The sequence below is a fragment of the Mesorhizobium sp. M2E.F.Ca.ET.209.01.1.1 genome, assembly GCF_004010375.2.
Lineage (GTDB): Bacteria > Pseudomonadota > Alphaproteobacteria > Rhizobiales > Rhizobiaceae > Mesorhizobium.
The window spans coordinates 1-332 of record NZ_SADP02000689.1 but is presented as its reverse complement, the minus strand read 5'-3'; the positions used below and the strand labels follow the sequence as shown (position 1 = coordinate 332).

The following is a 332-nucleotide window of genomic DNA, read 5'->3' as shown; positions in this document are numbered from 1 at the left end:
GACCACCTGGCCGATTTCGCGCACGGCATCCTGCAGCGTCTGGCCGCGGCCCAGGGCCAGGCCCAGGCGACGGTTGCGCGACAGGTCGCCGGTGCAGGTCAGCACCAGATCGCCGAGGCCGGCCAGGCCCATCAGCGTTTCCGGCTTGGCGCCGATCGCAGCGGCCAGGCGCAGCATCTCGTTGAGGCCACGGGTGATCAGGCCGGCACGGGCGTTGAGGCCCAGCTGCATGCCATCGGCCACGCCGGTGGCCACGGCCAGCACGTTCTTCATCGCGCCGCCCAGCTCGGCACCGACCATGTCGTCGCCGGTATAGGCGCGGAACGCCGGGC

1 protein-coding gene is annotated in these 332 nt (G+C 72.3%); it reads right to left on the bottom strand.

All coding sequences use genetic code 11. The features are described 5' to 3' along the window. Nucleotides 1–332: NAD(P)H-dependent glycerol-3-phosphate dehydrogenase (locus EN852_RS37455; RefSeq protein ID WP_348643538.1), on the bottom strand; the 332-nt coding region annotated here is incomplete at both ends.